Here is a 21,260-nt window from a genome sequence, read left to right on the forward strand (position 1 = left end):
GGGGCAACGTCAATTAGGTTGGCAAAGGATCATGCGTTTGGATCAGATGCTCGTGACGCGCGGACTGGCGCCATCACGCGCCCGCGCACAGGATCTGATCAAGCGTGGCTTCGTGCTAGTCGGCGGCAGCGTTTGCGATAAGCCGGCGCAGGATGTGAAAGATCATCTGACGATCGAGATTTCATCCGCAGCTCCGGCCTACGTTTCGCGCGGAGCGGAAAAGCTTTTGGCGGCGCTCGATCGCTTCGGGTTCGACCCTTCGAAGCGCACTTGCCTCGATGTCGGAGCCTCGACCGGCGGCTTTACGGAAGCCTTGCTCGAACGGGGCGCCGCCCGCGTCTACGCCGTCGATGTCGGCACGGCGCAGCTGCACGCGCGAGTGCGAGACGATGCCCGCGTGGTCTCGCTCGAAAATTTCGACGCGCGCCGGTTGTCGCCGGCGGATGTCCCCGATCCGATCTCGGCGATCACCGTCGATGTCAGTTTTATATCGGTCACGAAGCTGTTGGCTCCGGCGCTACAACTTGCAGTGCCCGGCGCTTGGATGGTCGTGCTGGTGAAGCCGCAATTCGAAGTTGGACGCGAGAATATCGGTAGCGGCGGCATCGTGCGTGACGAGGCGGCGCGTCAGGGCGCACTTGAAAGCGTTCGCGCGTGGATCGAAAGCCAGCCCACGTGGACCGTCGTCGGTGAAATGCCGTCGCCCATTCTCGGCGGCTCCGGCAATTCGGAATTTCTACTTGGAGCACTTCGTAATGACTGACGCGCGCGAACTCTTGATCCGCCGCATCGGCGCGCAAGGCGACGGCGTAGCTGACCTCGATGGCGCGCCCGTCTTCGTGCCGTTTACGCTGCCAGGAGAGCGGATCGAAGCGGAAGTCGATGGCGAACGCGCACGCCTGGAGCGCGTGTTGGTGCCGAGCCCGGAGCGCATCGCCCCCGTCTGCAAGCACTTCGGCAAGTGCGGCGGCTGCAGCGTTCAGCACATGGCGTCCGCAACCTACGCCGAATGGAAAAGAAATCTCGTCGTCGATGCGTTTCGCTCGCGCGGCCTCGAACCCATCGTCGATGATTTGCAAAGAACGGCAGGCAAGCGCCGCCGCGCCGTAATGCGCGCAGTGCGCACGGCAACCGGCGTCGCCTTGGGCTTTTATGAGGCTTCCTCGCACGACCTCGTGGAGATCGAGGAATGTCCGGTCCTCGAGCCGAAGATCGTCGCCGCATTTCCCGATATCGGCAACTTGATTGCGCCGCTCATCTCGAAGCGCGGGGAAGCGCGCGTCGCGATCACGCTGACGAAATCCGGCCTCGACGTTGAGGTCACGGGAACCGAGCGGCAATTGACGGCTGAAGTCAGAAGCACGCTCGCTTCGAAGGCAAGCGATCTGAAGCTTGCGCGTCTCGTCATCGGGAGCGAGCTCGTCGTCGAGACGCTCCATCCGTTCCTGACCTTCGGCACGGCGGACGTGATCCTGCCGCCCGGCGTCTTCGTGCAAGCGGTGGAAGAAGTGGAAACTGAGATCGCGCGCCGCGTGGTTGCGGCCGTCGGCAAAGCCAAAGCCGTGGCGGACCTTTTCTCCGGCATGGGCGCATTCACGTTCCCGTTGGCCGCGCGTTCCCGCGTCTCGGCCTTCGACGGAGACAAAGCCGCCGTCGCCGCACTCGCATCGGCCGCCAAAAAGACGTCCGGCCTGAAGCCGATTACGGCAACCGTTCGCGACCTTTTTCGAGAGCCGCTGTCGACGCTTGAACTCAACGAGCACGACGCCGTCGTATTCGACCCGCCACGCGCTGGCGCGGAAGCCCAGTCGCAAAGACTGACGAAATCGAAAGTGAAAACCGTCGTCGCCGTGTCCTGCAATCCGGCGACGCTCGCACGCGATGCGCGTCATCTCGTCGACGGCGGATACAAAATCGAATCCGTCACGCCGATCGATCAGTTCCTCTATTCCGCACACGTTGAGGTCGTCGCAGTTTTCCGCCGCTAGACGTCGCGAAGAATGCGGTCGACAAACGCCGGGACAATCTCTGTCGCTCGCCCGTAGTGCGCTTCCTCGAAAAGGCTCGCGCCTTCGGAAGGTTCGAGATTGAGTTCGACCGTATGCGCCCCATGCGCAGTCGCCTCTGCGACGAAGCCGGCCGCCGGATACACATTCCCGCTCGTGCCGATCGAGATGAACAAATCGGCTTTCGCCAGCAGAGCATTGATCCGCCCCATCTCGTACGGCATCTCTCCGAACCAGACGACGTCCGGCCGCATGCCGCCGGGAAGTCCGCAAAACGGACAAGCCGTATCGACGCGAAGATCGTCTCGCCACCTCGTGCGATGGGAACAAAACGTACAAAGCGCCTTGAGCAGCTCGCCATGCATATGGATCAGCGACTTCGAACCCGCAGCCTCGTGCAGCGCGTCGATGTTCTGCGTGACAATCGTCACGCCGCCGTGTTCTGCCTCGAGCCGGGCGAGCGCGATGTGTGCGGCATTCGGTTTGATGTCTCGATGCGCGTGCCGGCGGGCATTATAGAAATCGTGGACGAGGATCGGATTGCGCCGGAAGCCCTCCGGCGTCGCGACATCCTGCAAATCGTACTTCGACCAGATGCCGTCAGGATCGCGAAATGTCGAAAGGCCGCTTTCCGCCGAAAGCCCCGCGCCCGTAAGAACGACGATGTTCCGAAAACGCGCGATTGTGTCGCCTCCGGCTAAACGCCGATTTGCCCACGGTGCCGCAGGAAATGGTCGGCAAGAACGATGGCCATCATCGCCTCGCCGACAGGAACGGCGCGAATGCCGACGCACGGGTCGTGGCGGCCCTTGGTGATGATCTCGGTCTCGTGTCCCTGCCGGTCGATCGTCCGGCGTGGTGCGAGAATTGACGAGGTCGGCTTCACCGCGAAACGGCAAACGACGGGCTGTCCCGTAGAGATGCCGCCGAGAACGCCGCCCGCATTGTTCGACAGGAAGTCCGGCGCGCCGTCATTGCCGATGCGGATTTCGTCTGCGTTCTGCTCGCCGGTCAACTCCGCGGCGCCCATGCCTGAGCCGATCTCGACACCTTTGACGGCGTTGATCGACATCATCGCGCTGGCAAGGTCCTGGTCGAGCTTGCCGTAGAGCGGTGCGCCCCAACCCGCAGGAACGCCCTCGGCAACCACCTCGATGATTGCGCCGACCGACGAGCCCGACTTACGGATCTTGTCGAGATAATCCGCCCAATGCCCGGCAGCCGTCGCGTCCGGCGAGAAAAACGGATTGTTGTTGACCTCGTCCCAATTCCAGTTGGCGCGATCGATCTTGATCTGCCCGATCTGAATGAGCGCGCCGCGGATTTTGACGCCGGGAATGATCCGGCGCGCGACCGCGCCGGCCGCAACTCGGGACGCTGTCTCGCGCGCCGACGACCGTCCGCCGCCGCGATAGTCGCGAATGCCGTATTTTGCGTCGTACGTGAAGTCGGCGTGACCTGGGCGGTACGACTCCTTGATGTCGCCGTAGTCCTTCGAGCGCTGATCGGTATTTTGGATTTCGAGCGCAATCGGCGTGCCGGTTGTCACCTGCTTGCCCGACGCATCCGCGAAAACGCCGGAAAGGATTTTGACGGCGTCGGCTTCCTGGCGCTGCGTCGTGAAGCGCGATTGCCCGGGCTTACGCTTATCGAGGTAGGCCTGGATATCTGCTTCTTCGAGCCCGATGCCGGGCGGACAGCCGTCGACGACCGCACCGATGGCCGGGCCATGGCTTTCGCCCCAGGTCGTCACGCGAAAAAGATGGCCGAAGGTGTTGTGAGACATTGCCTGAATATTCGGAGTGGTGCCCGATGAGCGAATTCGGTGGCTCTGCAACGATTGTTGCCGGGCTGCGTCACCGTTCTTCTTAGGAGCGGTCGCGAGAGGGGGCAAGACCGCATCGCCCGCAAAGCTACGTGACAAGCTCCGGCGACGCAGATTAACTCAGCCACAGTACGCGTTCGCCGGTACGTCCTTCAGCTGATGACGGGACAAGGCGAGACCAACGCATCCGTATTGGATCGACAACTCGGCCGAGCCCGCGTCCGCTGCCCGACCGCAGCTCGCGGCGCATCGAGAGATCGCAGGTGGCGGCAATGCGGATCATCCGTTCTACTTGAACGGCGGTCTCAAGCCGTGTCGCGTCGTTTCGCACGAAGTCCGCTACAGGCCCCTAAAAGACCGTTCTTCCCGGATTGAGCGTCCGTGGTCGAGGGGTCTTTCATCATGCACTCTTGATTGAGTGTGGAAGAGCCGGAGAGCCGCATCTCCGGCTCTTTTTCGTCGGGCTCAATTCTGGCGCGGCCAGGCGCCGTCAGATCCACTGCATCCTGCCGCCGGAAAGCTTCAGAATCCTGTCCTGCGGCACTTCGAGAAACGGCACGATGCCTCTCTCGATGCCGAGAAGCGCGCCGCGGGCGACCCGGCTGACGCCGCCATGGCTGACGGCAACGGTATCGGTCGTGAGGCGGGCGAGCCAAGCGGACACGCGCTGCTCGAGGTCTTGGTAGCTTTCGCCCTCACGAGGCCGCCAGCCGTAAGGGTCGGACGACTTACCGGCAACGCCCTCAGGATCCTTCGCGGGAAGCTCGGCGGCGAGCTCACCTTCCCAATGTCCGTAGCTGAGTTCCGATATTTCGGGAGCGATCTGAAAGTCTTCTGGATCTAGCCCGAGCTCCGAGCGCGTGATCCGCATCGTCTCGACGGCGCGCTGAAGCGGGCTCGATACGAAATCGAAGCCGGCGACGGACGGCACGATCCCTTTCAAAACCTCGCCGTGACGGCGCGCCTGCGCCAACCCGGTCTCATTCAACGGGATGTCGCGCTGCCCCTGATAGCGAGATTCCCGATTCCAATCGGTCTCGCCATGACGAATGAGATAGAGCGTGATTCCGGGCTTCAACGAGACAGTAGTTGGCGCCCCGTTGCTCAAGCTTCGTCGCTCTTGACGACAGAGATATCCGGGGCGTCTTCGTTCTTCATGCCCTGGATATGATAGCCGCTGTCCACGTGATGGATCTCGCCGCTCACACCGCGCGACAGATCGGAAACGAGGTAAAGCCCTGCGTTGCCGACGTCGTCGATCGTCACGTTGCGCCGTAGCGCCGAATTGTACTCGTTCCACTTCAGGATGTAGCGGAAGTCCGCAATGCCGGACGCGGCGAGCGTCTTGATGGGCCCCGCCGAGATGGCGTTGACGCGAATGCCCGTACGGCCAAGATCGGCCGCCAGATAACGCACGCTCGCCTCGAGAGCCGCCTTTGCGACGCCCATGACGTTGTAGTGCGGCATTACCTTTTCGGCGCCGTAGTAGGTCAGCGTCACGAGCGACCCGCCGTTGGGCATCAGCTTTTCGGCGCGCTTGGCGAGTGCGGTGAACGAATAGCAGGAGATCAGCAGGCTCTGCGTGAAGTTCTTTTCCGTGGTGTCGACGTAGCGGCCGTCGAGCTCGTTCTTGTCAGAAAAAGCAATGGCGTGAATCAGGAAGTCCAGGCTGCCCCATTCTTTTGCGAGCGTGTCGAACACGTTGTCGATCGACGCGCCATCGGTCACGTCGCAGTGCAGAACGGTCTTCGTCCCGAGCTCGGCGGCCAGCGGCTCGACGCGCTTCTTCAGAGCATCCCCTTGGTAAGTCAGGGCAATTTCAGCGCCTTGCGCCGCGCAGGCCTTCGCAATGCCCCAGGCAATCGATCGGTTATTCGCGACACCCATGATCAAGCCGCGCTTGCCCGCCATCAGCTGGCCTGGGGAAATGGACGTGTTCGGCTGAGGCCCCGCCATGGGCGCTATTTCCTTAATTATTCCAATTTGGGATTGGTGAGTTTGGGCGCATCCTACACAAATGCCCCTCCCGGTCCAGATGCCCGGTTGGGTTGAATGCGCGGCCATTGGCCCGGGGCCCGGCCTGGCCCCGGGGGCTGTTCGTAGGCCGGAATAGGGCTCCAGGGCCTAGTGAGCGGCCATCTCGACCGCCTTGCCCGAAATCTTGGGGCGCTCCGAGCCCGCGATCCGCCCATCGTCGATCGTTATGATGCGGTCGGCAAACTGGAGTGTGCGGTGGTCGTGTGTGACCGCGAGAACGGCCCGGCGCGTGTCCTGAGCGACTTGCGCGAGCAACTCCATGACCGCCATGCCGTTTTTGGCGTCGAGAGCCGCCGTCGGCTCGTCGGCGAGGATGACCGAGGGCGAGCCCGCCAGGGCGCGGGCGATCGAAACCCGCTGTTTTTCGCCGCCCGACATTTTCGAGGGCATGGCGTTGATGCGATGGCCGAGGCCGACCGACTCGAGCGCCTCGGCGGCTTGGTCGTAGGCGCCCGGACCGTTGATGTCGCGCAGATCGAGCGCCAGCATGACGTTCTCGACCGCCGTTAGGGTGGGCACGAGATTGTACGACTGGAACACGAACCCGACGTGCTTGCGTCTCAGATTAGCGAGCTGCTCTTTGCTCATATTCTGCGTCTTGAGACCCGCGATCGTGAGCTGTCCCTGTGTTGGCGAAAGGATGCACCCAAGGATCGAGAGCAGCGTGGTCTTGCCGGAACCCGAAGGGCCCATCATGAGCGTCAACTCGCCGGTCTGAAGCTCGAGGTCGATGCCTTTGAGAACCTTGATCTCGTTCGGCGCCGTCCCGAGCACCTTCACGATGCCTTCGGCCTCGACGATCACTTTGCTGTTGCTCGGCTCGGTCATGTTAGGTCTCCAGAATTCGGTTAGCGGCTGAACACGACGGCCGGGTCGATACGGACGACCTTGATGATGGCGCTAGTGGCGGCGAAGATGCACATGCCGATCGTGATCGCGAAGAGCTGCACCGCGAGCGGCGTCGTCATGATGATTGTCAGCTTCGTATCCTGTGCGGCTTGGATGGCGATGAGTGCCAGGCTCATGCCAAGTGTGTAGCCGATTAGGCCGGACAAAATGGCCTGGATGAGGATCACTTTCACGATGTAGCCGGCTCCGGCACCGAGCGCACGCAACGTGGCAAACTCGTTGATGTGATCCTTGGTGCTCGAATAAAGCGTCTGGGCAACGATGACAATACCGACGATCAGACCAAGCAGCTTGCCTGCATCGAGTGCCGCACCGGCGCCTGTCTGTTTCAGCCAATAATCCTGGCTGCGCGTGCGGAATTGTGCCTGCGTCAATACCTCCGTATCGGGCAGTCGCCTCTCGATTTCCTTGCGTACGGTCTCGATATTTGCGCCGGGCAACAGCGTGACGCGCTGATAGCTCGCCTGATCTTGATTAGCGCCAGCGAGGCGGCGCGACTCTTCGATCGACGTGAAGACGAAAGGCAGTGTGGTGAACGAACGCACCCGTTTGGTGATCGCGACGAGCTTCACCGTCGTGCCGTTGAGTTCGGCCACGTCATTAAGCTCACTGACGCCGAGATCGTTGAAATAGCTGCGGTCGATCGCGACCGTGTTCGGCGCTTCGAGCGCCGCGCGGCTTCCGTCGGTGATGTTCAGCGGCAGCGCTTTCGGGCTCTCGCCGGCGGTGCCGATCAGCAGAACCGTCGTCTCTCCGCCGAGTGGCTTACGCCAGCGGGCGAACGAAACGAGCATATCTTCGGAGTTTGCGACACCGGGCGCCGACAATGCCATGTAGCGCTCGCGGCCCGACAGAAACGACGGATCGTCGTAGCTCTTCGTCCCGAGTGGCACCACCCAAAGATCTGCAGGCGCCGCATCGATGATAGCGGCGATCTTGTTCGCAGAGCCGAGATAGATGCCGGATTGCACGGCGACGAGCACGACCGAGAACATGATGCCGACGACGGTAACGAAAAAGCTCAAGCGGTCATGGAAGAGATTGCGGTAAGCGAGCTTGACCACCATCGGCACTGTGCGCTTGCCCGACCGGGGGCGGGGTGACTTCGCGGTTCGCGCTTTCGCCAGTGCGGGCGCTGAGGCTGCAAGTTCCATGACCTTTTCCCCTCCTTGAGGCAATGGTCGAGATTTCAACGATAGCGTCTCGGTTTCAGCTTTCCCAGGGCCGAGCTGTTGGCTGGCCCTGGCGAGTGTCGTTAGGCTTTATTCGCAAGGAACATCGACGAGCCCGGCGATGGCCGCAGAGTAGCGGCGGCAGACGTGCTTCGTGTCGGTGGCGGCCGCGGTCGTCGCAGTATCGGCCTTCACAGAAGTGTCGGTCTTGTTCGCCGTCGTCGAAGCCTGCTTGATGGAACCCGTCGTCATCTCGTTGGCGGGCTTCGTCGTTTCGCTCGCCGAGGTGGAGGCTGGCGTCTTCTCAATCTCGGTTGTCGTGGCGGGATCGGAAGAGAGCTTGTCCTCGAGCTTGGCAGTCTGAACGGCCGGGACGGCGGGAGCCTTCACAACCGGAGTGTCTGCAACCTCAACCTTCGGAGCGCGCTTGATCTTTGCAATTTTCCGGGCCTGAGCATCATCCTGATAATCGCGGCGCACAGTGCGGGGACGTTCATTGCGCCGATAATCGTTGACGCTGTAATTCTCATTCGAGTGCGCGACGAACGATCCGAGCGGGAAACCGAAGCCGAGGCGAACGCCGGCATTTGCTGCGTTGGTCATCGTCGTGCCGGCCAGAACAGCTGCGGCGAGGGCGAAAGCGATCTTGGTCATGTGAGCCTCCAGCGGTGACTTTTGTTTCTATCTCGTCGCCGGTCCTCACCGGCTATGAGAGGAGAATGCCTCATCGCCCCGTCTGCCGCTGTTCCTGCCGGAACAGAGCGAATGACTTTAAAGGATTTATATTTTCGTATTATAAATCAATGACTTGTGGAGTTGCAATGGGAGTGTCTGGCGCGCAAATTCTCGCTTTTCCTTGCTCCCGATTACGCAGCCATCGCCAGTGTCGTATCTTCGCGAACGCTGCTGAACGTGACAGTGGTCCCGGCGTCGAGCGCGAGAAGCAATTGCTGCGCATTGAACCCGAAACGGATGTTCAGTGGACGCCGGGCAGCCTCCCGCGCCGCCGATGCCAGAAGGCGGAAGCCGCGGTCGAGGAACAGAGCCTTGAGACGCCGGCTGGCAAACACGTCGAGCAGCGCACGAAAGCGTAAGGCGACAGCCAGACGGGCAACGTCCGAACCTTCGAAGTCAGCCCAGATGCGAGCTTCGAGCGATCGTATCTCTTCCTCTTTGAGACCTCTGAGGAACGCCAGTCCTTGACCTGTTCGGATCAGCATATCCATGACGAAGTGAAGCTCTCTCGCTTCGACCACCGGTACGTCCGCGAGATCGATGTTCGCACGCATGACACTTTCTCCTCACACGCTGATCAAATGCCGATGCTGCCGAAAGCCGACCATGGCGAGCCCGCAAGCACGATGATGTCGCGAGCCTTGAGTTCACCAAGCTGAAAATGCACTTCCTGCCCTTCGAGGTCTTCGAAGCGATTGCGAATGTCGGTGCCTTCGAAACGATAGGCACGACCATCCTCGGCGCGAATGACCCCGACCCCGAGATCGCGGCGGAATTTTTTGATCTCTCCGTACATTCGTCTCTCCCTGAGTGAGCCTTGGCGGCGTTGTTGTCCAATGTCTGCATGATGCAAAAAGTATTGATTCTACGCTGTTCCTAGCGAGACACGACTTACGCGGATAATATTTGTGGAAGAGAAAGTTGGGGTCACGGCGAGTTTATCGGCGGCGCTGAAAGCGAACGCCTGAAACGCCGGCGGGGAGGCGTGCTGATCGGGACCGCATTCCCATTCAGCACAATCCTCCCCGCCTTCAGGACCGGCGACGGCTTCACTAAGGAGGAAGCTGGCCGCCGCTGGTCTTTCCTGGGCTCCGTTTTCAGAAGTCGTTCGCGAGCATTACGCGCCGGCGTTTTCCCTCAGGAGCATTCGTCTTCCCCCTCACTTGAAAAAAGCGTCGGCTCGCATTCCCGGCAGCAGCGGAGGATTGCCGTCGAGGTCGATGGTGACTTCGAGAACTTCGACGTCGGTCGGACGGCGCGCACCACGAAGTGCGAACTGGGGTGAAGACAGCGACGGAGCGAGTGCCGCAACCGTGCCTGCGAATTCCTTGCCGGGATACGCATTGCTCTTCACAGTCACCTTGCTTCCGACTTTGATCTTCGAGACATCCGTCTCGTCGACTTCGGCCTTGAGACGCACCACCGACATATCGCCGAGTACGGCGAGAGCCTGGTCGGGAGAGGGAGCAACCATCTCTCCGGCCTTCGCCGGAAGCTGCAGAACCGTTCCGGCGACCGGCGCCCGAATGCGCGTTTTTTCGAGCAATGCCTCGGCAACCGACACGTCCGAGCGTGCCGCCTGCAATGCCGATTCCAGGCGATTGGGCGCGGGAATGTCGGCCTTCGACTGCGCTGTAGCGTAAGTGGCCCGCTCCTTTTGCAGTTTGGCTTTCGCCTTGGTCAGGTACTTGCGCGCATCGCTGACGCGGTCGGCGCTACCGTTGCCCTGGCGCTGTGCCTGAAGTTCATATTCAAGCCCGAAGCGTGCGTTCGTCAGCGCGCGTTCGGCGGTGAAGACGTTGTCTTCCGCGTTGCGAAGATCATCGCGGGCCTTGTCGAGAGGCTGCGCGTCGCGCTCGCGTTTGCGGGACGCGGCCTCCGTCTCGGCAGCCTGCAGGCGAGCCCGTGCTTCGTCGTCGTCGAGACGGATCAGAAGCTCGCCTTCCTCGACGTTATCGTTGAGCTTTACATTGACCTCGGCGATGCGGCCGAGAAGCTGGGCGCCGACGCGCACGAGTCCGGATTTCGGCTCGATCCGGCCGGGTGCTGCGGCCACCCAGTCGATTTTCGCCGCTGCTTCCTCGTTTTTTATGGTGTCGTTGGTGTCGGTCTTTGCATCCAGCAAATCGCTGCGCGAGATGGCGATTGCGCCAAACGCGCCGATGCCGACAGCAACGAGCAGAAAGAGAAGCTTCCCGAGAAAGCCTCCCCTGCGCGGGTGATAGGTTTCATCAGTGCTCATGTCTTAGTCCTCCTTAAAAATACAAAGCCGGCCGGAGCTTGAATCCGGACCAACATCACGAGCGACACTATCGATCCTATCCCGTCTTTGCTGTTTCGGGCGGAACAGGGCCTGAATTCGGTGAATATCATAGGCGGAGCACTGATGGATTTTAGCAATTCGAGACCGGCGACGAGAACATGAGCTGAGACGAAAAAAGCTCCGGAATTATCCGGAGCTTTTGATATCGCGGTCGGGGGGAGTTATTTGAACGCTGAGCCTGACGTCTTACTGGCACATTTCGCGGAGCGTCCAGCCGACGATTTTGCAGCTCTCGGAGCCATTTGCATTCGTCACGCACTTGCGGGTCGGAAGGCGCTGATAATCGCAATAGTAATTGCCCGAGTGACCCGAATAACCGTGCATCGGCTTCGAGAAATTATAGTCTTGAACAAAGAACTCTTTCGCGCCGCTGCCAGCATATGCGGCGGAGGTGAACGACATCGCGCCGGCCAGAATGGCGAAAGTTGCGCCCGCGGCGAACGTGAAGCTGAATTTCGACATTGCCAATTCCTCCTTGGGTGAGCCTCGAGGCTCGTGAGTTGATGGAGGCAACCTACGCGCGATGACCGCCGAAGGCTGTTACGGGTGGAACACGCCATTTATGAGCCCACGATGCCGCGCACTCTTGATGGCAGATATCCCGGTAGTAGTATGGGGCACCATATCAAAACATCAGTAAGCACCTGAAATCGTGAGGCACACAAGTTGCAAAATCTTTGGAAGACCGGTCGCAATCTCTGGTCGGTCTGGAGGGCGCCGCCGAGCGCAGCACCCGTGGCGGATGTGGCCGGCTCAGCCTACGACTTTGAATTCGTGAGTATCGACGGCAGCCCGATGAAGCTTTCTGATTGGCACGGCCGGCCCCTGCTGGTTGTGAATTCGGCATCGCTTTGCGGCTTTACCAAGCAATACGCGGGCCTGCAGGAGCTATGGACGCGCTACGAGAAAGAAGGCCTCGTCATCATTGCCGTGCCGTCGAACGACTTCGGTGAACAGGAACCGGCGCACGAGGGCGAGATCCAGACCTTCTGTCAGGGCGTGTTCGGTGTCTCGTTTCCGCTCACTGCCAAACACTCCGTCGTCGGGCCGGAGGCGCATCCGTTTTACAAATGGGCGGCCGAAGTGATGGGACCCGCGGGCACGCCGTCTTGGAATTTTCACAAATATCTGGTGGGCCGCGACGGCCGCCTGCTGCGTTCGTTTCCAGCCAAATTGGCGCCCACATCCGCCGAAATGATCTCCTGGATTGAGAAAGCGCTCGAGAAAAAAGTTTCGGCTTCGACCGCACTAAACTGATCGTCGCGCGTTGGTGTTCAGGCCCGGTTCAAGGGCAGGAACGCAAATGAGACCGATAGACGATCGCAAAGGGCGGATAATGACGACCAGCCGCCGTTCACTTTTGAAGTCCGGAGGAGGGTTTGGGCTGGCTGGGGTGCTCGCCGGCAACCCGCTCAAGGCGGTGGCCGCCTCCGGCATTCCTCAAAATGAGTTCAAGGCCCCGGAACCATTCTCGTTCGATATTCTCGACCAGGAAGCGCAGCGCCTCGCTCGCTACAGCTACGAACCGCCGATCACGCCGTCGCCGAACGTTCTGGCCGCAATAGACTACGATCAATCGCAGCGCATCCGTTACCGGACCGACCGCACCGTGGATCTCGACGGCGCGGGACATTACCCGGTCCAGTTCTTCCACATGAACAAGTATGCGTCCGATCCTGTCCGCATCAGTCTTGTGGAAGGCGGAGAAGCGCGCGAGCTCATCTACAATCAGGATCTGTTCGAAATTCCCGCAGGCCATCCGGCCGAAGGGCTCCGCGCGGGCGCAGGGTTCGCGGGCTTTCGCATCATGGCCGAAGATAAGAAGACGGATTGGTTCGCGGCCATGGGCGCTTCCTATTTCAGAAGCTCCGGCCCCTACAACCAATACGGATTGTCGGCGCGTGGCATCGCCATCGACACCGCGATGTCGAAGCGCGAGGAATTTCCACGCTTCACGCATTATTGGCTTGAAGCATCGCCCGAGCCCGATGGTCCGGTCGTCATATATGCGCTGCTCGACGGGCCAAGCATCGCCGGTGCCTACCGCATGGCGACCAAGCGCGTGACGCAGCCCAACGGCTCGTATCGCTGCGACATGGAAATCGAGGCGCGCCTGCATATTCGCGCAGATATCGACCGCATTGGGATTGCGCCCTTCTCGAGCATGTTCTGGTACGGCGAAGACTCGCACGTCGAACCGCGCGACTGGCGGCCGGAAATTCACGACAGCGACGGCTTGGCGATCCTCACCGGCAACGGCGAACGCATCTGGCGGCCGATCATCAATCCGCCGCACGCCATGACGAACGCCTTTTCCGACCGTGACCCGAAAGGCTTCGGGCTGCTCCAACGCGACCGCGATTTCGTACACTATCTGGACGACGGAATTTTCTACGAACGGCGACCGTCCGTTTGGGTCGAGCCGCTCGATGCATGGGGCGAGGGCGCCGTGCATCTCGTCGAACTGCACACCGATACGGAGACCTGGGACAACATCGTCGCCTGCTGGGTGCCGAAAGAAAAATGCAAGGCCGGTCAACGCCGTGTGTTTCGCTATCGGCTTTCGTGGCTGGACGACATTCCATTTCCCGGCACGCTTGGGCGCACGATCGGAACCTGGTCCGGCATCGGGGGACCACCGGGCTTGAGCTTCAGCGCGCGCCCGGCAGCGACGCGGAAGTTCGTGATCGATTTTGCCGGAGAGGTATTCGAAGGGCTAGGCCGCGACAGCGGCGTCGAACTCATCGTCAATTGCTCTCGTGGATCGATTTCGGGCATTGCGACATACCCGGTGGTCAGCCAACGCCATCGCTGGCGCGCAATGTTCGATCTCAAGGAGCAAGGTGCCGAACCGATAGATCTTCGGGCCTATCTGCGCAAAGGCGACGCCGCCCTGACCGAGACGTGGCTCTATCAGTACTTTCCGGCGTCAGCCTAAGTCCACGCCGATGTTGCGGGGAATAGGTGGCGGACGCGCATCAGACGCCGATGGCGCGACGCGCGTCTCGTTTCGACCAACGTTACTTCGCCGGTCCCGTCTCGATGGGAAGTCCGTTCTCCTGGCCCCATTCCGCCCAGCTGCCGTCGTAGACGGCCGCGTTCGTCTGGCCGACGACGGCAAGCGCGAGCGCCAGCATCGAGGCCGTCACGCCCGATCCGCACGTCGTCACAACGGGCTTCGAAACATCGATGCCGACATTCTTGAAAAGGGTGGCGATCTCCTCCGGCGACTTATACGTGCCGTCTGAGTTCAGCAGCTGCTGCGAGGGAATGTTCTTCGAACCGGGAATGTGTCCCTGTCGCAAGCCTGGACGCGGCTCGGCCTCGGTGCCTTCGAAACGCCCTGCGGGGCGCGCGTCGACAAGCTGGACGCCGTTCTTCTTAAGGAGCGCCTTCATGTCGTCGAGGTCGCGAATGATCTCGGTGTTCTGAAGCGGTGAATAGTGCCGTTCCGATCGCTTCGGCGGCAGCCCATCCTCAAGTGGCCGTCCTTCGGCCTTCCATTTGCGCAAGCCCCCGTTCAACACGGCGACGTCGCGATGCCCCATGGCGCGGAACGTCCACCACACCCGAGCTGCCGAAAAAATGCCGGTCGTATCGTAAACCACGATGCGGGCGCCGTCGCCGATGCCCATCTTCTTCATCCGCGACGCGAATTTCACGGTCGACGGAAGCATGTGAGGCAGCGGTGACTTTTCGTCCGACAGATCGTCGATATCGAAGAATAAGGCGCCTGGGATGTGCTCGGCGAGATACTCTTTCTTCGCGTCGCGGTTAGCAGTCGGAAGGTGCCAACTGCCGTCGAGGATGATCAAATCGGGCGAGGAGAGGTGCTCAGCGAGCCAATCCGTCTCGACGATCCAGTTCTTCGCTGTCACAGGCAAGGAGATTTCCCACGGTTTGCTGATCACGGCTTTGTTTTGCGGCCTGAAGCACATAGGCAAATCTGGGCCCGCCCGCAAGTTGAAGCGGCGAATTGGAGCAGGGTTGGTGCTAAGGCAAGCCGCTGACGCATTTTGCGGCATCTGCGCATTGGACCCGATCCGTTTACGCGTTGTTTTCGGATGCGGTTTTCAGTATGAGACGCCCTTCGCAACCGGCCGGCGGGGTAAGTCTCAATGGTTGGAAGCACGTGCGGGCGTGGCGGAACTGGTAGACGCACTGGATTTAGGTTCCAGCGGCGCAAGTCGTGGGGGTTCAAATCCCTCCGCCCGCACCAGCTTTTCCAGGGGCGCGCTGAAAAAACGCCACCTTTCGGCAATTGCTTCAACCTGGGCGTTGCATGCTTGCAGATTTGCTGCTGCGCATCTAAAGGGAGCCCGTTCTGCCGCCCCATTACGCAAACGCGAAGGTCACTCTCGATTGATGGCTCGCGTCGGCGCCAGTCTCGGACCAACAACTTCGGATACTGACTGAGATGTCTCGGAAATGGCTCGTAGCCGGGGGAGGCATCTCGGGTCTCGCGGCAGCTCAGGCTTTGCAGGCGAGCGGCAAAGATTACGTCCTGCTGGAGCGCTGCCCTGCTGTCGGCGGCCTGACTCGCACGACGCAAGTCGAGGACTTCTGCTTCGACTACACCGGCCACTTTCTTCATCTTCGCCGCTTTCCGTCGCCATCGCAGGTTCCCCATGCGCATTTGAACGATGAGGACTGGGAGACGGTCGAGAGGAAGTCCTATTTCTACGCGGGCGGCCGTCTCATCGATGCGCCCATCCAATATCACCTCGGCGAATTGCCTGACGAGCTGCGCAATGAGTGCGAGGCGTCCTACAACGCGAGACCCGCCGCTGGCGACAAAACCGAAGGCTTTCGCGAGTTCATCGTTTCAGGCTTCGGGCAGGCCGTTGCCGATCGGTTTCTCATTCCGCAAAACGAGAAGACGATGGCGACGCCGCTCGGCCGTCTCTCGATCGGCGCCGTGAAAAGGTTTTTCCCGCTGCCGGACGAAAAGCGTATCCGCGCCGGATTCGCGAACGAGGCCGTGAAGACCGCCGAGTACAATTCGACGTTCTGGTATCCGAAGCGCGGCGGCATCGACGTTCTGACGCGCGGCCTTGCGCACGGTTTGAAGAGCGTCGCAACGAACGAAGAGATCGTCGGCATCGATCTCGAACGCCGCGTCGTCAAGACGAGCGCGGGCCGCAGCATCGAATGGGAAAACATGCTGCCGAGCATTCCTCTCAAGGCGCTCTGCAAGCTGACACGGGACCCGCAGTTGACGGCTGCCGCCGAACAGCTGAGCCACAGCTCGACAATCAGCTTCAACTTCGGCGTTCGCGGAAAATTGCCGAGCGCACTCAAGGACGCGCATTGGGTCTATGTGCCCGACCGCGACATCCCTTTCTATCGGTTCGGCTGTTATTCGAACATCAGCGCGGCCATGTGCTCGAACGGCTATAATGCCGTATACGTCGAGGTTGGCGTTCCGGGCGAGGATATCGACCGCACCGCCATTGCAAGCAAGCTTCAGACCGACGTCATCGCGGCGCTTGAAAAACTCGGATGGGTGAAAAGCGAAGATATCGTCTGCACTGTGGCGCACGTGATCCGCTGCGCCTACGTTCATCACACGCCGGAACGCGATCAACTCGTGCGCGACATTCTCTCGCGGCTGAATGCGGCAGGAATTCATCCCATCGGCCGGTATGGACTATGGGATTATGTGGGCATGGAAGATTCGATTAGCTCGGCGTTAACTACGGTCGAAACGCTAACCCGATGAGAGGAGGCCGCCGCATGAAATCATTGATCGTGACGGCCGACGACTTCGGAATGTCGATCCCCGTCAACGAAGGCATCGAAGCCTCCCACAGCGACGGAATTCTCTCGACGACGAGCTTGATGTGCGGAGGCGATGCATTTTCAGATGCCGTCGAACGCGCAAGGCGCCTGCCGAACCTCGGCGTCGGCCTGCACATTCATTTGGTGGATAGCCGCCCAGTCCTGCCGCCCGAAAAGGTACCGCTGCTCGTCGGTCCGGACGGGTGCTTCTCGAATAACCCTGAGTGGTTCGGCTTCAATCTGTACTTCTCGGGCGAGATGCGGCGTCAGGCCGAAGCCGAGATCGAAGCGCAGTTCCAGCGTTTCGAAGGCACTGGCCTCGTGATGGATCACATCAACGGCCATCACTATTTCCACATGCACCCTGCCGTGACGGACGCCATCGCGAAGTTCGCGCCGCGCCACGGATCGCCACCGGTTCGATATCCGGTCGAGCCGTTTTGGCCATCGTGGGAAGCGGGCGCCGACAAACCTGTCCGGCGGCTCTTCAACTGGGCGCTCTACGCCAGTTTGACCTCGAGGATGCGTCGAAAGCTCAAGAACGCTGGGTTGGCGCTCAACGATCACATCTTCGGCGTAAACGACACGGGCGCCATGACCGAAAAGCGCATTCTTGCCTACCTCGACCACTTGCCCGACGGTGTGACCGAGCTTTATGCGCACCCCGCGAAGCGCATGGAAAATCAGCCCCAAACCTACGGTTCGGCCGAGGAATACAGCGGGCTGGTCAGCCCGGTTGTCCGTGCCAAAATTGCAGCCCTTGGGTTGCAGCCTCTGACATTCAAAGCAGTCTTCTCGGCCTGAGGTGTCGAAAGCTGCAGCATGTGCTACGCCGACCGGAAATAATCGTCGCCGCGCGTTAGCCGCCTGATCTCATCGCCTGGGGAGACCTCTACCGCATGCACTTGCCAATCGTGGTCCTCAATCCCGTGGTGATCGCCGGTATCATCCTGGGTCTTGCGGCCTTGGCCTACCTTGTGCTCGCGCTGTATTTCACGCGGCGCTTCCGTGAACGTCCGGTCTCGGTCGACGGATGGCGCCCCCCTGTTTCGGTATTGAAGCCTGTCCACGGCGCCCAGCCATTCCTTTACGATTGCCTTCGCACGTTCTGCGATCAGGATTGGCCGGAGTACGAGGTCATTTTCGGCGCGCACTCGGAGAGCGATCCGGCCGTCGCGGTTGTGAAGCGCCTGATCGCCGAGTTCCCCGATCGCAATCTCAGGCTCGTGGTCGATGCAAATCTTGTCGGACCCAATCCGCGCGCATCTAACCTTGCCAACATTTATAGGGCAGCGCGCTACGACATTCTGCTCGTCGCCGATGCCGACCTTCGCGTCGATAGGAATTGCATCGCGTCGATGGCCGCTCCGTTCGTCAACCCGAAGGTGGGCGCGGTTGCCTCCATCTACAAAGGGCTTCCCTATGGAGGAGCCGCTGCCGCCGATTTCGGTACCCTCAATATCAGCGATTGGTTCGCGCCGTCGGTCCTGGTGGACGTCGGGCTTCGCGGTATCGATTTCGCGTTCGCGATGGCCAGCGTTCGCCGCGAGGCGCTCGACTCGTTCGGCGGCTTCGACCATCTCTCCAATTTCTTTCCCGACGATTTCGCGCTCGGAAACCTCACGGCTCAGCGCGGCTACGAGGTCGTTCTGTCATCCTATTGTTGCGACACCATCGTCGCGGAGAAGAGTTTCAGCGAGTTGTTCCGCCACGAAATCCTATGGCAACGGATGGAGCGCTTCTGCCGCCCGGCCGACCACTTCATGTCGGTGATCACCTGGCCGCTGCCGTTGCTTCTCGTTCTGCTGCTTCCGTGGCCGTCTATCGTCGGACTTTCGATCATCGGCTTGGAGATCGTGCTTCGCATCGCGCTCCACTACCAGGTTCGCCGAAGCTTCCGGATGAACACGCCGCCTCAGCCTTGGATTGTCCCGTTGCGCGAGTGCGTCTGCTTCTTCGCTTGGGCTTTCGGCCTTTTCGGCAACAAAGTGCGCTGGGGTAAGAATATCTTCACGTACGAAACCTTCCGGAAGCTCATCGCCGACGGTCGTAACGCCCGCTCCGCCGGTCCTGATCGACACGTCGCTCCGATCGGAGACAAGCGATGAGCGCCGAGCCGGTCGCAGGTCCTTCCGGCTCGCGCGTCGCGTTTTTCATCGCCGCGATGGCGGGAATTGCAGTCGCGATTTGCCTCGTCGTGTATTTCGGCATCTCCGGAGTCTGGGACGCCATCGCCACGGCAGGCTGGCGCGGCATGGGGGCGATCCTCGCGGCCTATCTCGCCTCGCTCGTGTTCTGCGCGTGGTCCTGGCGTGTCCTGCTGGTTGAAGGTCATCCCGCGCACGCGGGCCTTTTGTTCCTATGGGCGCGCTGGATCCGCGACAGCATCGGCAACCTGCTCGCCATCATACCCGGAGCAGGCGAGGCTGCCGGCGCGCGGGAATTGAGCAAGCACGGCCTGCGTGTGAGCGTCGCGGCCGCGACGACCATTACCGACATGACGACGGAGATGCTGAGCCAGCTCATCTATACGTTCATGGGGCTGACATTTCTCTTTCTCTACCATCCGGATGAAGCCGCCGCGTGGTGGGCGGCCGCCGGACTATGCATCGCAACCATCGCGGTCGTCGGATTCCTCATCGCGCAGAACAAGGGCCTGATACTCTTTCTCGAAACATTGCCCGCAAAGCTTGGCTTCACGCGCGCCTGGGAAGGATTATCCGACAGCGACAGCGTTCACGCAGCGGTCCAGGCGATCTATCGCAAGAAGGGGGCAGTGATCGCGTCGACCTTCCTGCACCTGCTGGGCTGGCTCGCGGGCGCAGCCGAAACGTGGATCGCTCTTTGGTTCATGAACCACACGCTTTCGGCAGGAGACGTCCTTGCTCTCGAAAGCCTCGTCTTCGCGCTTCGAACGGCGGCCTTCATTGTTCCCTGGGCTGCGGGTGTGCAGGAGGGCGGCTATGTCGTTGTGGGCGCGCTGTTCGGGCTGGGCCCCGATGTCGCTCTCGCCCTGTCGCTGCTGAAACGTGCCCGCGAGATAACCTCCGGCGTTCCGGGTCTCTTGGCGTGGCATTTCGCGGAAGGCAAACGCCTGTGGCAAGGCCGCCTCGCGGCCTCCCGCAAATAGCGCGCTCGGCCATCAGCCCGAAATCGTTAACGAGCTGCCCTGAATTGCCGCGAACCTGTGAACGGCGTGTTAGGCGCGCGTGCTCTGTTGTCTTGCGCTAGCGAAAGCGCTTTACTGACCTTGAAGGCAGTCCACTGAACGTTGGCATATGAGAGGCAAATCATGGGCCAATTATCCGTACCTGTTTCCAGCGAAGATCACATCGAAGGTTCGCCGAATGCGCCAATGACCTTGGTTGAATACGGTGATTTTGAGTGTCCCTACTGCGGTGACGCCTATTCGGTGATCAAGGCGGTGCAAGAGACGATGGGCGACGAGCTGCGGTTCGTCTATCGGCATTTCCCGCTCATTCGACTTCACCCGCACGCACTGCACGCGGCCGAAATTTCTGAAGCCGCCGGCGCGATCGACCGCTTTTGGGAAATGCACGATATTCTCTTCGAGAACCAAATGGCGCTCGCGGATGACGACCTGCTGGTTGACGCCAGTGCAGTTGGGTTGAGCGACAACGCCGTCCAACAGGCGTTCGCCGGTCGCTTTGCCGATCATATCAAGCGCGACTTTCGCGGCGGCGTTCGCAGCGGCGTGAACGGAACCCCGTGCTTGTTCGTTAATGGGCAGCGCTTCGACGGCCCGCGCGAGGTTGAAGCCATCGTCGCGGCCTTGGAAGCCACCGCCTCCCGCCGCTTCGGGCTCGACGGCTGACGGCGAGACGGCGGGCGGATGTTGAATCTTTTCCCTTGAGGTCCAAGTGGAAATTTCGAGTGCAGCACTCCGCGACTTACCTTCCGTCGATGCCGTTCTGAATAGCGAGACCGCCGCAACGCTCGTTGAGCGCTTCGGACGCGCCGCTTCGACCGAGACGATCCGGAGCGTGCTGGTGGAAACGCGCGTTGCCCTCAAATCCGGCTCATCAGTCGTCCCGACGGTCGAACAGGTTGCGACCCTGGCGCTGGCGCGTCTCGCCGACGAGGATCGCTCCGGTCTGCGACCGCTCTTCAATCTCACCGGCACCGTCCTCCACACCAACCTCGGGCGCGCTGTACTCGCTGAGGCCGCGATCGAAGCCGCAATCCAAGCGATGCGAGAACCGGTCGCTCTGGAATTCGACTTGGCGACCGGGCGGCGCGGCGAACGCGATGATCACGTGAGAGAGCTTCTCTGTGCGTTGACCGGTGCCGAAGATGCAACCGTCGTCAACAACAATGCTGCCGCCGTTCTTCTCGCGCTCAACACCCTTGCGGGCGGACGCGAAGCCATTGTCTCCCGGGGCGAGTTGATCGAGATTGGCGGCGCCTTCCGCATGCCGGACATCATGGCCCGAGCGGGCGCGACGCTCGTC

Annotated in this window: 21 protein-coding genes, 1 tRNA gene and 1 pseudogene; 11 read left to right on the forward strand and 12 right to left on the reverse strand. The window is 61.0% G+C overall.

Features of this window, described 5'->3' with window-relative positions; all coding sequences use genetic code 11:
- Window positions 1–31: 31 nt before the first annotated feature.
- Entirely contained in the window at window positions 32–763 is a 732-nt protein-coding gene (locus K2Q04_RS19950; RefSeq protein ID WP_291166842.1) for a TlyA family RNA methyltransferase, read from the forward strand.
- Window positions 756–1,988 carry a TRAM domain-containing protein gene (locus K2Q04_RS19955; RefSeq protein ID WP_291166844.1) on the forward strand — a complete coding sequence of 411 codons (1,233 nt, stop codon included), beginning with the start codon at window positions 756–758 and terminating at the stop codon, window positions 1,986–1,988. Before K2Q04_RS19950 ends, K2Q04_RS19955 begins: the two co-directional genes overlap by 8 nt.
- Here K2Q04_RS19955 and K2Q04_RS19960 read toward each other — a convergent pair.
- The 11 genes from K2Q04_RS19960 to K2Q04_RS20010 all read right to left on the reverse strand — a co-directional run bounded on the left by K2Q04_RS19960 (window position 1,985) and on the right by K2Q04_RS20010 (window position 11,469).
- Window positions 1,985–2,689: an NAD-dependent deacylase gene (locus tag K2Q04_RS19960; protein ID WP_291166881.1), complete on the reverse strand. Its 705-nt coding sequence runs from the start codon at window positions 2,687–2,689 to the stop codon at window positions 1,985–1,987. The genes K2Q04_RS19955 and K2Q04_RS19960 overlap by 4 nt on opposite strands.
- A gap of 14 nt (window positions 2,690–2,703) precedes the next feature.
- On the reverse strand, window positions 2,704–3,792 hold the full coding sequence (gene aroC / locus K2Q04_RS19965) for a chorismate synthase (RefSeq protein WP_291166846.1): 1,089 nt from the start codon (window positions 3,790–3,792) through the stop codon (window positions 2,704–2,706).
- 529 nt (window positions 3,793–4,321) lie between these two features.
- Window positions 4,322–4,939, reverse strand: coding sequence for a histidine phosphatase family protein (locus K2Q04_RS19970; protein WP_291166848.1), 618 nt, complete (start codon window positions 4,937–4,939; stop codon window positions 4,322–4,324).
- Window positions 4,936–5,787, reverse strand: a complete 852-nt coding sequence (fabI, locus tag K2Q04_RS19975) for an enoyl-ACP reductase FabI (RefSeq protein WP_092867642.1) — start codon at window positions 5,785–5,787, stop codon at window positions 4,936–4,938. Before fabI ends, K2Q04_RS19970 begins: the two co-directional genes overlap by 4 nt.
- Before the next feature lie 168 nt (window positions 5,788–5,955).
- On the reverse strand, window positions 5,956–6,696 hold the full coding sequence (locus K2Q04_RS19980; RefSeq protein ID WP_291166851.1) for an ABC transporter ATP-binding protein: 741 nt from the start codon (window positions 6,694–6,696) through the stop codon (window positions 5,956–5,958).
- Window positions 6,697–6,716: 20 nt separating this feature from the next.
- On the reverse strand, window positions 6,717–7,931 hold the full coding sequence (locus tag K2Q04_RS19985; protein WP_291166853.1) for an ABC transporter permease: 1,215 nt from the start codon (window positions 7,929–7,931) through the stop codon (window positions 6,717–6,719).
- 108 nt (window positions 7,932–8,039) lie between these two features.
- Complete coding sequence (locus tag K2Q04_RS19990) at window positions 8,040–8,603, reverse strand: hypothetical protein (protein ID WP_291166855.1); 564 nt, start codon at window positions 8,601–8,603, stop codon at window positions 8,040–8,042.
- A 212-nt stretch (window positions 8,604–8,815) separates the two neighbouring features.
- Window positions 8,816–9,238 carry a hypothetical protein gene (locus K2Q04_RS19995; protein ID WP_291166857.1) on the reverse strand — a complete coding sequence of 141 codons (423 nt, stop codon included), beginning with the start codon at window positions 9,236–9,238 and terminating at the stop codon, window positions 8,816–8,818.
- 23 nt (window positions 9,239–9,261) lie between these two features.
- A complete protein-coding gene (locus K2Q04_RS20000) occupies window positions 9,262–9,480 on the reverse strand; it encodes a hypothetical protein (RefSeq protein WP_092867637.1) in 219 nt (72 codons plus the stop codon).
- A gap of 363 nt (window positions 9,481–9,843) precedes the next feature.
- The gene (locus tag K2Q04_RS20005) at window positions 9,844–10,926 is read right to left on the reverse strand and encodes an efflux RND transporter periplasmic adaptor subunit (protein WP_291166858.1); all 1,083 of its coding nucleotides are present in this window, start codon (window positions 10,924–10,926) and stop codon (window positions 9,844–9,846) included.
- A 267-nt stretch (window positions 10,927–11,193) separates the two neighbouring features.
- On the reverse strand, window positions 11,194–11,469 hold the full coding sequence (locus K2Q04_RS20010; protein WP_291166860.1) for a hypothetical protein: 276 nt from the start codon (window positions 11,467–11,469) through the stop codon (window positions 11,194–11,196).
- Between the two features lie 204 nt (window positions 11,470–11,673).
- Here K2Q04_RS20010 and K2Q04_RS20015 point away from each other — a divergent pair, with 204 nt between their 5' ends.
- The gene (locus K2Q04_RS20015; RefSeq protein ID WP_291166862.1) at window positions 11,674–12,264 is read left to right on the forward strand and encodes a glutathione peroxidase; all 591 of its coding nucleotides are present in this window, start codon (window positions 11,674–11,676) and stop codon (window positions 12,262–12,264) included.
- 79 nt (window positions 12,265–12,343) lie between these two features.
- Window positions 12,344–13,945, forward strand: a complete 1,602-nt coding sequence (locus K2Q04_RS20020) for a glucan biosynthesis protein (RefSeq protein WP_291166864.1) — start codon at window positions 12,344–12,346, stop codon at window positions 13,943–13,945.
- 82 nt (window positions 13,946–14,027) lie between these two features.
- Here the strand turns inward: K2Q04_RS20020 and sseA are convergent, their stop codons facing one another.
- A complete protein-coding gene (gene sseA, locus K2Q04_RS20025; protein ID WP_291166866.1) occupies window positions 14,028–14,891 on the reverse strand; it encodes a 3-mercaptopyruvate sulfurtransferase in 864 nt (287 codons plus the stop codon).
- A 250-nt stretch (window positions 14,892–15,141) separates the two neighbouring features.
- On the opposite strand from sseA, the gene K2Q04_RS20030 reads away from it, so the two are divergent.
- The 7 genes and pseudogenes from K2Q04_RS20030 to K2Q04_RS20060 form a co-directional block, all read left to right on the forward strand.
- Window positions 15,142–15,226, forward strand: a tRNA-Leu gene (locus K2Q04_RS20030).
- A 198-nt stretch (window positions 15,227–15,424) separates the two neighbouring features.
- Window positions 15,425–16,729, forward strand: coding sequence for an NAD(P)-binding protein (locus tag K2Q04_RS20035; RefSeq protein WP_291166867.1), 1,305 nt, complete (start codon window positions 15,425–15,427; stop codon window positions 16,727–16,729).
- Between the two features lie 14 nt (window positions 16,730–16,743).
- On the forward strand, window positions 16,744–17,592 hold the full coding sequence (gene hpnK, locus K2Q04_RS20040) for a hopanoid biosynthesis-associated protein HpnK (RefSeq protein ID WP_291166870.1): 849 nt from the start codon (window positions 16,744–16,746) through the stop codon (window positions 17,590–17,592).
- A gap of 95 nt (window positions 17,593–17,687) precedes the next feature.
- Window positions 17,688–18,896, forward strand: coding sequence for a bacteriohopanetetrol glucosamine biosynthesis glycosyltransferase HpnI (hpnI, locus tag K2Q04_RS20045; RefSeq protein ID WP_291166873.1), 1,209 nt, complete (start codon window positions 17,688–17,690; stop codon window positions 18,894–18,896).
- Window positions 18,893–19,918 (forward strand): lysylphosphatidylglycerol synthase domain-containing protein, encoded by a 1,026-nt coding sequence (locus K2Q04_RS20050; protein WP_291166875.1) that lies wholly within the window; start codon window positions 18,893–18,895, stop codon window positions 19,916–19,918. Before hpnI ends, K2Q04_RS20050 begins: the two co-directional genes overlap by 4 nt.
- Before the next feature lie 162 nt (window positions 19,919–20,080).
- A complete protein-coding gene (locus tag K2Q04_RS20055; protein ID WP_291166877.1) occupies window positions 20,081–20,623 on the forward strand; it encodes a DsbA family protein in 543 nt (180 codons plus the stop codon).
- Between the two features lie 46 nt (window positions 20,624–20,669).
- A pseudogene (locus tag K2Q04_RS20060) lies at window positions 20,670–21,260 on the forward strand (L-seryl-tRNA(Sec) selenium transferase); the annotation flags it as partial.

Source organism: Hyphomicrobium sp. (assembly GCF_019753045.1).
GTDB lineage: Bacteria > Pseudomonadota > Alphaproteobacteria > Rhizobiales > Hyphomicrobiaceae > Hyphomicrobium_B.